8 protein-coding genes are annotated in these 10,053 nt (G+C 74.4%); all 8 read right to left on the reverse strand.

Annotated elements, in window-relative coordinates:
• Positions 1–409 precede the first annotated feature (409 nt).
• The 8 genes from ACZ7DE_RS25615 to ACZ7DE_RS25650 all read right to left on the reverse strand — a co-directional run bounded on the left by ACZ7DE_RS25615 (position 410) and on the right by ACZ7DE_RS25650 (position 9,084).
• Positions 410–1,915, reverse strand: a complete 1,506-nt coding sequence (locus tag ACZ7DE_RS25615) for an NADase-type glycan-binding domain-containing protein (RefSeq protein WP_470765023.1) — start codon at positions 1,913–1,915, stop codon at positions 410–412.
• Complete coding sequence (locus tag ACZ7DE_RS25620) at positions 1,912–2,469, reverse strand: phage tail protein (protein ID WP_470765024.1); 558 nt, start codon at positions 2,467–2,469, stop codon at positions 1,912–1,914. The genes ACZ7DE_RS25615 and ACZ7DE_RS25620 overlap by 4 nt, the downstream gene beginning before the upstream one ends.
• On the reverse strand, positions 2,466–4,424 hold the full coding sequence (locus ACZ7DE_RS25625) for a putative baseplate assembly protein (protein WP_470765026.1): 1,959 nt from the start codon (positions 4,422–4,424) through the stop codon (positions 2,466–2,468). The genes ACZ7DE_RS25620 and ACZ7DE_RS25625 overlap by 4 nt, the downstream gene beginning before the upstream one ends.
• On the reverse strand, positions 4,424–4,867 hold the full coding sequence (locus ACZ7DE_RS25630; RefSeq protein WP_470765028.1) for a GPW/gp25 family protein: 444 nt from the start codon (positions 4,865–4,867) through the stop codon (positions 4,424–4,426). Before ACZ7DE_RS25630 ends, ACZ7DE_RS25625 begins: the two co-directional genes overlap by 1 nt.
• 49 nt (positions 4,868–4,916) lie before the next feature.
• Positions 4,917–6,818: a VgrG-related protein gene (locus tag ACZ7DE_RS25635; RefSeq protein ID WP_470765029.1), complete on the reverse strand. Its 1,902-nt coding sequence runs from the start codon at positions 6,816–6,818 to the stop codon at positions 4,917–4,919.
• The gene (locus tag ACZ7DE_RS25640; RefSeq protein WP_470765032.1) at positions 6,818–7,543 is read right to left on the reverse strand and encodes a CIS tube protein; all 726 of its coding nucleotides are present in this window, start codon (positions 7,541–7,543) and stop codon (positions 6,818–6,820) included. The genes ACZ7DE_RS25635 and ACZ7DE_RS25640 overlap by 1 nt, the downstream gene beginning before the upstream one ends.
• Before the next feature lie 26 nt (positions 7,544–7,569).
• Entirely contained in the window at positions 7,570–7,995 is a 426-nt protein-coding gene (locus ACZ7DE_RS25645; protein WP_470765034.1) for a phage tail protein, read from the reverse strand.
• 132 nt (positions 7,996–8,127) lie between these two features.
• A complete protein-coding gene (locus ACZ7DE_RS25650) occupies positions 8,128–9,084 on the reverse strand; it encodes a hypothetical protein (RefSeq protein ID WP_470765035.1) in 957 nt (318 codons plus the stop codon).
• Positions 9,085–10,053 lie beyond the last annotated feature (969 nt).

Here is a 10,053-nt window from a genome sequence, read left to right on the forward strand (position 1 = left end):
CGCCCGCTTCTGTTCCTGCCGGCGCCGACTGCTGTCTGTCTCTGATCGTCTCCGGCTGTCTTTGTGGTCGTCATCGCCCCCGGGATGGGGTAAGCTTGATCTTGAGCCGGTCACCGGAAAGCACAACGGTGAACGACCTCTGCGTTGGTGGTCCAAGGAAAGACGCCCCGCTTCCTGCGGGGAAATGCAGGTGCAAGGCCTGCCCGGCGCTCCATCGAGAACGAGTCCCATCCCGTGTCAGACGGGGTGGGACTCGTTTCGTTTACCGGGCCATCGCCTGCCGCCGTCTGCCGCCGCCCTGCTCCCGTACGGCCGCGAAGCGCCGCGGGCGGCTGGAGAGGAGTCCCTCCTGCCGCCCGCCGGCGCGCGGCCCGGCGTCAGGCACCCGAGGCCCGGCCGCCGTACGGCGTCAGGACACGCTCGCGCTGGAGCGTCCGAAGAACTCGATCTCGGCCAGCGCCACCTGCTTGCTCGCGGAGACCGCGTACGACGACTCGATCGTGAAGCGGACCTTGGTGACCTCGCCGACCCGGAACGCGCGCCGCTGGCCGCCCGCGCTCTGGTCCAGGACGAGTTGCCGGGTCGTCGTGGTGCCGTCCTTCAGGGTGATCGTCGCCTTGATGCGGTGCGGCAGGGCCGACTCGCTGAGCTGGTCGGCGCGGGTGGAGGTGCCCGAGGTGATGATCACGTCCAGCAGGCGCGTGGGCTCGTCGAAGCGGGCCTCGATCCACTCCCCCTCGCCCGACTGCGAGACGCCGGGGCCCCACCAGCTGTTGTTGATCTTGTCGAAGGCCAGCTCCGGCTTGTGCCCCGGGTAGGAGCGCGACGCCGCGACCGAGTCCGGCGGGACCGGGGCGCGCTTGGAGAAGTGGTCGCGGGTGGCCTGGACCGCGGCGGGCGTGTTCACCCCGGCGATGATCAGGAGGGTGAGGACGACGGCCGCCACCACCCAGGTGACGATGCGGTCGAACGTCCGGCGCAGGCGCGGGCGGTCGCCGGCCCAGGGGGTCTCGCCGTTGCGGTTGAACAGGCGGCGCCACCACGGGAGGCGGGCCGAGGAGCGGTCCTCCAGGGTCATGGGCATCGCGCAGCGGACGCAGAAGTGACGGTCGGGGTTGTTGGGGGTGGCGCACCAGGGGCACGCGACGCCGTGCAGTTCGCCCTGGACCGGACCGGGGGCCCGGACCTGCGGCCGGTCCGCGACGGGCCTGCCCGGCAGCACCGGGGCGACGGACGGGGGCGCGGCGGGGCGCGGCTCCGCGTCGGCCACGGGGACGAGCAGGGAGCGGGCCCGGTCGGCCATCGTGTCGCCGAGTGCGGCGGGCGCGGGGGCCGCGGGGGGCTGCGCGGGGGCGGACGCGGGTTCGGGGCGCGCGGGGGCGGCGGTCGGCGCCGCCGGGACGGGCACGGTGGGCGCGGTCGCGTCGGGCGCGGGAACGGGAGCGCCGGCGGGCGCGGCGGCGGAAGTGGAGGCGGGGGGAGGGGCCGGAGCGGCGGCGGGGGCGGGGCCGGGCGGCGGTGCGTCGTTCGCCGCGGTCGCCGTGCCGACCTCCGGCGGGATGGCCGGGAGAGGGGTCTCCGTGGTGTCCTCGTCGTCCGGGTCCTGGTGGTCGTCCGGTGCCGGGACGGCGTCGACGCGGGCCGGCCCGGCAGATCCCGGGCCGGCGGGCTCGGCGGCCGACGGCTCGTGCGCGGCCTCCTCCGAGCGGCGCGCGGCTCCGCCCCCGCCTGCGGACCCGGCCGCCGTACCCGTGCCCGAGCCGGCCTCCGCGCTGCTCGCGGAGCCGGAGCCGGAACCGGTCGCGGCGCGGGCCGGAGTCCGGTCGGTCCAGCTGAGCACGGCCCCGCAGGCGTCGCAGAACGACTGGCCGGGCTCGGCCCTCGTGCCGCACTCGGCGCAGTTCTGGGTGGTCATCTCTCCGGGGTCCTTTCGGCGGCGGTCACCTTGACCGAGTACGGCATGTGGGCGGGGCGGGCGGCGGCCACGAGGGTGTCCAGGCGGTGCTCGTCCGCCGGGCCCGGGTCGGGCAGGCGGAGCGCGACGTGCAGGTGGGGGCGCCGTTCGCCGGGGAACGGGCCGAGCGGCCGGGGGCTCCAGTCGGAGCCGCCGCTCTCGGAGATCTCCGGTTCCACGCCGAACGCCAGGCGGACGGCCTCCGACAGGCCCCGGCGCGTGCCGCGCACCCGGTGCAGGTAGGCGGCCGCCGCGACCGCGGCACGCAGTCTCGCCTCCGGTTCCGTGCCGTCGGTCTCCGCGCCGACCCAGCCCGTCAGCCAACGGGTGAAGTCGATCGGGGCGAGGGCCGGGTCGAAGTAGGCGGGCAGGCAGTCCAGGGAGTTGAGGATGGGGGCCATGACCTCGTCCAGGCCCGCGACGAACCGTTGCGCGAGGTCGTCGTCCGCGAAGACGGCCGGCAGCATCGCGCCGATCGGGGTGGAGGAGCCCAGCCCGTCGACCGAGCCCCTCACGAGCCGTCCCCGATCACGCGGACGCGGTGGTCGTAGGAGAAGACGAGCGCCGGGGCGGCCAGGTCGATGCGGTCGGTCGCCTCGCCGCGCTTGCCCGTCAGCGGGTCGGCCGGGTGCAGCATGACCTGGTCGACCAGTTCCACCCCGGGGACGCGTTGCAGCACCGCGAAGACCTCGCCCGACTGCACCGGGCGGCCGAACGGCCAGCCCCGGCCGTCCGCGCCGCCGGTCAGCGGGTCGAGATGACGGTAGAGGGCGTCGTGGGCCCGGCGGCGGACGCGGTCGGTGTCCACGCCCCGGAAGGCGTGCACCGTCGCCACGACCGTCACGCCCTGGTAGAACGGCGGGCCGACCGCCAACCGGGTCCCGATCAGACGGCGTTCGTCGAGGTGGCGGGTGATGCGCTCCAACAGCGAGTCGCCGGGAACCAGTTGCTCGAAGCGCAGCCGGCCGCCGGGATCCGGGACCGCCTGCGGGACGACCAACACCCGCACCGCATAGGAGCCGTGCTCGTCGGGCTCGCCCTCCAGGCAGGTGATGCGGGCGGTCTCGGGGGCGGCACGGCGGGCCAGCTCCTCGTAGTCGCGCAGGGTCACCGCCCGCTCCTGGGCGCGCAGCGTGATCGGCGCGCGCAGCTTCGCCTCCTCCACGGTCTCGCCGTCGACCCCGCCGCGCGCCGCCTCGCGGTTGACGACCTCCGAGACGTACGGGACGGAGGTGCGCAGCACCTGGACCGCGCCCCGGGCCACGTTGCCGGCCCGGCCGCCGCCGGTGCGGTAGCGGAGGGCGCGGATCACCGAGCCCTTGGGGGCGACCGCGCCGTACTGGCGCAGGCGGCCGTCGGGTTCGCGGACGGACGGCCCGAAGGCGATCTCGCCGGTGGCCGCGTCGAGGGTGATGTGGCGGTCGGCGGGGCCGGAGGCGGCGAAGTGCGGGACGACCTGCCAGTCCACCCAGCCGTCGTGCTCGGCGGTCTGCAGGAGCAGCGGCGGGTCGTCGCCGACCACCGGCGCGTGGACGAGGGCGAGGCGCTGGCCCGGCAGGCCCGTCGACTCGCCGAGGGCCTCGTCGCGGACGGTCTCGGCGTGCACGGCGGGGGCGGTGCCGCCGACCGTGAACACCTCGGCGGACCGCACCGTCGGCGAGGTGGTGTAGAAGGGCTGGCCGGGGAGGGGATCGGTGACGCGGCAGCGCAGCCAGCCGGCCTCCTGGCCGCCGGAGCGGGACAGGACATGGCCGCCGGGGATGTGCAGGACGATCTCGCCCGGGCGGTTGAGGCCGCCGGTGCCGTCCCGGTCGACCTCGCACTCCTGCCAGCCGTCCTCCGTCCAGGCCTCCCAGACCAGCGGGGGCTGGCGGGGGTCGACGCCGACGCCGTCGACCCGGCTGTCCAGTTCCAGGACCACCGCGCAGTGCGGGACGGCCGCGCTCAGGCCGAACAGCATGCAGTCGCCGGGGCGCGGCGCCTCGGCGAAGCAGAGCAGGTCCTTGCCCTCGGCGAGGTCGGCCGTCCGGTCGGTGACGGGCTCGCCCTGGTGCTGCACGACGAGTCGGCTCAACCAGCAGGGCACGACGATGAGTTCGCGTTCCGTGGCGAAGACGACCGCCTCCTCGCTCTCCGTGCGGACCGTCGCCACCTCCGTGCCCACCGGGAGGAGCACCGGCTCCTCCTGGGGCGCCGACAGCCAGAACGTCACCTCCGTGCGGGCGGCGGACGGCGGGAAGAGCCGGATGCCGACCAGGTCGAGGAAGGCGAGATGGTTCTTCTCCGGGACGCGGTTGAGGCGGTAGACGATCTGGTCGGCCATGTGGGCGACCGTCTCGACGAGGGTCACGCCCGGGTCGGAGACGTTGTGGTCGGTCCACTCCGGCGCGCGCTGCTGGATGTAGCGCTTGGCGTCGTCGACGAACTGCTGGAAGCGGCGGTCGTCCAGGTTGGGGGAGGGCAGGGCCATCAGCGGTCGCTTTCGGAAGCCGTACCGGAGAAGCCGGGGTCGCCCGGCTCGTCGTGGGACGGAATGACGTAGAAGGGGAAGACGAGACTGCGCGGGTTGTTGGTGCCGCGGATGGAGTAGCGGACGTCGATGAAGAGGACGCCCTGCTCGGCGCCGGCGGTGACCTCGACGTCGTTGACCTCGATGCGCGGCTCCCAGCGGTCCAGGCTGGTGTACACCTCGTGCTGGATGCGCCCGGCCGTCGCCTCGTTGACCGGGGCGAAGACCAGGTCGTGGATGGCGCAGCCGTACTCCGGGCGCATGGGGCGCTCGCCCGGCGCGGTGGCGAGGATCAGTCGGATCGCCTCCTCGATCTCGCGCTCCCCGCTGACCAGGGCGATGCCCCCGGTGGGTCCGATGCGCAGGGGGAACGCCCAGCCGGACCCGACGAACTGTTCGGCCATCAGAGGGCCACCTGCCTTTTCCTGATTCGCACTGCGTGCCGTCCGCGCGTCACGGCAGCGGGTACGGCTTGGCGTTGACCATGACCATGCCCTGGAGCATGAGGGTGGCGGCCCGGATGCCCACGTTGGCGGTGGAGTTGATCTGGACGGTGGCGCCCGCGCTGAACGTGGCGGCGCCGCCCGACTTGAGGTTGAGCAGGCCCGCCGCGTCGACCGACACCATGCCCGTCATCGACCTGATGTTGATCAGGTTGCCCCGGAGGGTGATGGATCCGCCGCTCCTGATGGCGATGTTGCGGCCCGCGGTGAGGGTGAGGTCGGTGCCCGCCTTGACGGAGACCGAGCGGCTGCCCTTGATGCTGACGGTGCCCTTGCTGTCCACGGTGATCTCGGTCTGCGCCCGGTCCAGGTTGATGACGAGCTTGTCGTCGCCACTGGTCAGCCGTACGCCCTGTTTGCCGCCGGTCCGCTGGCTGAGCAGGTCCAGCCGGTTGCCCTCGCGGTCGGACAGGGTGTGGCGGGAGGCCCGCTGCCGGGCGCCGTCGTGCAGGGGCACGTCCTTGACGGGGGTCGGCTTGTCCTTGCCGTTGTACAGGCCGCCGATGACGTAGGGGTGGTCCAGGGCGCCCCGGTCGAAGCCGACCAGCACCTCGTCGCCGACGTCGAGGGGGAAGATCGAGCCGCCGCGCTTGCCGCCCCACTGCACCACGCGCGTCCAGTCGCTGACGTAGGCGTCGTCGAGCCAGGGGAACTGGAGCTTGACGCGGCCCTGCTTGAGCGGGTCGCTGACGTCGGTGACCAGGGCGTTGGCGGTGCCGGGGAGGTTCAGGCCGTTGGAGGCGTTGCCGCCGCCGGAGGAGAGCCCGTACAGGGACCGCCACTGCCGTCCGCTGACCGTCACCCAGGCCTCGTAGTGCTTGCCGTCGCCGAAGACGTGCCGGACGGAGGTGGCCGTGTACTTGCCCTCGAAGGGGGCACCGACGTCGGCGAGGGTGACGGGCAGGCCGGGCCGAAGCTTCGGGGTGCCGCGCGCGACGACCTCCAGCTCGGCGAAGGAGCCGGTGACGTCGTCGGCGAGGGCCTCGGCGGCGAACTTCACCTCCGACTGCCGGTCGTAGGGGGTCTGCGCGTCGACCAGTTTGGCCGGCTTGAACTTGGCGGCGGCCTCTCCGGGGGTCGTGCCGATGCTGATGCCCGGGTTGGTCCTGGCGGGCGCGGTCGCGGTGAGCTTCTTCTTGGTCGTCACGTCCCAGCCGCGCGCCTCGACCGTCCCGACCTGCTCGGCGGCGGTGACGGCGGCCCGCAGACGCAGGATGTCGGTGCCGCCCTCGAGGACGAACGGGCTCTTGTCGCCGGGCGTGGACACGGGCGGCGCGCCGGAGGCGGGGTCGGGCTTGAGGAACTGGAACTTGCCCTTGGCGTCCACGGACATGACCATCTCGTTCTCGTCGGCGAGACGGGCCAGGAAGTCCCAGTCCGTGACGTTGGCCTGGCTGATGAACTCGTAGACGGTCTTGGTGGCCTGGATCCTGCCGATCGGGACGCCGTCCTGCGCGGCCAGCTTGCGGGCGATGTCGGAGGCGCTCTGGTTGCGGTACGCGGCGACCCGGCGCTGGCGCATCAGACGGTGGCCGGCGTCGTAGCCGCGGATGACGGTGAAGCTGCCGGTGCCGTCGTAGTCGGCCTCCAGACCGCACACCTCGCCGGTGAACAGCGGGTCGGAGGCGCCCTTGCCGTCGGCGATCGGCGCGAGGACGACGGGGGTGCCGAACTTGACCTGCAGCTTGCCCAGGACCTGACGTCCGGGGTCGCGGAAGGTGAGCCGGAACGCGGCCGGCACTCCGAGCCCCTGGTCGACCCAGCCCTCGACGAGCAGCGGCGCGATGTCCACGGGGAGGGGGCTGCCGCCGAGGGTGACCTGGATGACGCTGGAGAACGCGGACTGGACCACTAGAAGCGCACCTCCTCGGCGGCGGGCAGCACCAGCTCGACGCCGGTCGGCAGCCGGGAGGGGTCGTCGATGCCGTTGGCCTCCGCGATGGACCGCCAGGCGGAGGCGTCGCCGTACTCGCGCCAGGCCAGGGACTGGAGGGAGTCACCGGCGACGACCCGGTGCACGCGCTGCGCGGTGAGCGCTCCGGAGGTGGGGTTCTGGCCCTTCGTCTTGCTGGGGATCTCGTGCAGGCGCACCTGGCAGGTGGCGCGGATCGGGACGCCGGTCGTGCCGAACAGCGAGTACGTGACGTCGATGCTGCTGACGTAGGCGGTGAAGCGGGCCGTGGAGAACGAGCCCCACTGGAACACCACCCACGGCGGGGAGGGCTGCTTGGCGGCGATGCTCTTGGTGGTGACCTCGCAGCACTCCAGCAGTGACTCGACCTTCTTCAGGACGGTGTTGCTGCCCGGCTGGTCGGAGGAGTCGAGGAAGATCTCGACGGTCATCTCGCGCGGCTCGGGGCCCATGAACTCCGGCACGGAGCCGTCGCGGACCGCCGCGGTCGGGGTCACCTTCCACTGGGCCCGGCGGCCGAGCTGCAGTTGCGCCGGGTTGAAGTCGAACCCGAAGGACTTGATCAGTCCGCCGGGGGTGGTGCTGGTGCCGACCGGCGGTTCGTGGATCGCGAGGGTGGCACGGACCAGGCTCTTGCCGGCGCCGCCTTTGCTTCCCTTGGCCATGACGTCCTCGTCCTCTTGGTGTTCTGCTAGTCGGTGAAGCCGTGGTGGGTGATCTCCAGGACCTCCGTGGCCACGCCGGGGCTCTCCGGATTCAGCGACGGCCCCTGCCAGCTGACCGGCAGCACGTCTATGAGGCCCCACCGGGCGACCTCCGAACCGTCCGCGCGCAGCGCCGCGATCTGGGCCGTCGGACGGGTCACCCCGGTGGTGACCGAGGAGATCCACTTGGCGACCTTGGTGGTGTCCGGGGTGAGGGGACGGGTCAGCCGGATCGTGGAGAACGTGACCCGGGAGGGCAGCTGCCAGACGAACCCGTTGTTGCCGCCCTCCTGCCGGTGCTCGATCTCCACCTGGGACGACAGCCCCTCGCACCCGTTGAAGAAGCCGAGGCTCTCGCCGTCGATGGTCAGGGTGAAGAAGACGGTGGAGCCCGGGTCGAGATCGGAGGGCATCGGGTCCTGGCCTTTCCGGGAGAGGGGGCGGGGTGGCTTCGGGTCGGTCGGGTCGGTTCGGTTCGGGGGGCGGGGCGGAGGGCGGGGCGTCCGGGGACGGTCCGCGGGCGTTCGCGGGTCAGGGGAGGCGGGTCAGTGGCGGGGGTCGCGGAGTCTGCCGATCCGTTCGCGGTCGAGCCGGAGTTCGGTGCGCAGCAGACGGGTGATGCGGCCGGTGAGGCGGTGCGTCAGCTCGTCGAGCTGGAAGTCGGTGAGGGCCCGGGGATCGAACCCCGGCGGCGCCTCCGTATGCGCCGCGCCGGACGACCCCCGGTCCGAGGGCGGTGGGGGCGGGGGCGGGGTCCTGGGCGGTGCGGCGGCGCGTTGGATCACCGGGGCCGGTACCGGGGCGGGCTTCGCCATGGGCAGCGGTGTGGGCATCGGTGTGGTCGACGCAGGCGCCGTCGGTGCCGTCGGTGTGTTCGGCGCGTGCAGCTCCCGGCGCTGTACGGCGAGGGGCGCGGGGGCGACCGGGGGAAGGAAGGGGGCCGGGGGCGTCGGCGCGGAGACGGCGGCGGGGGCGGAGTCGGCGGTCGCGGTGGAGAACGGGCGGGCCACGGGGTGGCCTGAGACCGCGCCGGGTGCGGTGCGGCGCAGGGGTACCGGGCCCGGCGGCGGGGCCTGGACCGCACGGCGCTGCACGGAGGACACGGGCGCCGACGGGCGGACGGCCGACGGCGTGGCGCCGACCGCATGGGGGAGGGAGGAGCCGCGGGGCGCTGAGGCGGAGGGGATGGAGAGGGCCGTGGAGACGGGGGCCGCCCCCGGGGCGAGCGGCGGTGGGAGGGCCGGGGCGCCGGTGGGAGCCATGCGGCTCGTGGGTGTCTCGGGCGTGCTGGGCGTGCTGGGCGTGCTGGCGGCACGGCGCGGGAGTGCGGGGATGCCCGGTGTCGCGGTGGCGCGTTGCACGACGGGGGGCGGGACCGCGGGGCCGGCCGTCCTGCGGGGGGCGCCCCGCGGTGTGACGGGGATGCCGCTCGGTGCTTCGAGCGGCCGGGCGTCGGCGGGGCGGGCGGAGAGCGGGGCGCCCAGCAGGGGGCGTGCGGGCACGGGAGCGGAGGGACGCGCGGGGGGCGTCGTCGGGGCGGTGCGCTGCACGGGGGCGCCGAGAGGTGTGGCGGAGCGCTGGATCGACTCCGGCCGTGAAACCGGGGCGTTGGAGGAGGGAACGACGGGCGTCGGCGGCGCGGGGGCCGTGGCGGGGGGCGCGTTCCGGGTGAGGGGTGTCGGGGCGTTCGTGGGCGCGCCGAGGCCCGCGCGACGACGGGGCGCACTGGCGTCGGCCGAGGCCCGCTGCACGCTCGTCACGGGTGTCGGTGCGGGTGCGGGTGCGGCTGTCGAGGCGGAAGCGGTGCCGGCTGCCGAGGAGTCGGCGTCGGGACGCGCGGGCGGCGTCGGGGGAGCCGGTCGGGTGGCCGCCGTCACCGGGTTGCTCTGCGCCACGGGCCGACCGGGACCGCCCGAGGCGGGGGCGGGGGCGGGGGCGGCGGAGGCCGAGGGTGACCTGGGTGCCGTCGACGCACGTTGCACGTCGAGTGGAGCGGAGGAACCACCCTTGTCGGCAGTGGAGTCGAGGGTCCGACCGTGAACAGGGCCGGGACCTGCGCCGGGTCCGGAACCGCGGGTGGCCGACGGCCCGGTGGGGACGTCGGCGGGGGTGGCGGGTGCGGCTCGTCTGCTCACGGGGACGGGCGCGGCCGCGTCGGAGCGTGGAGCGACCGTCCGCCCCTGCCCGTCGCCCGGTGGAGGAGCGGCGGGACCGCTGCCCGAGGCGGACGACGGCGTATGCCGGCCCGCGACCGCACGCTGTACGTGGTGAGAGCCGACGGACGGAACCGGAGCATCCGCCGAACTGCGCGCAGACGTCGGCGGCTTGACCGCTTCGCGCGGGGCGGGCGAGGCATGCGGGGTGGTCGGGGCTTCGGGGGCCGCGGGGGTCGGACGGGCGGAGCTGTTCGGGACGGCGGGAACGGCACCGTTCGCCGCCGACGCACCGGGGGCCCCACCGGGGGCGTCCGC

It is taken from the genome of Streptomyces sp. NPDC037083 (genome assembly GCF_055606485.1).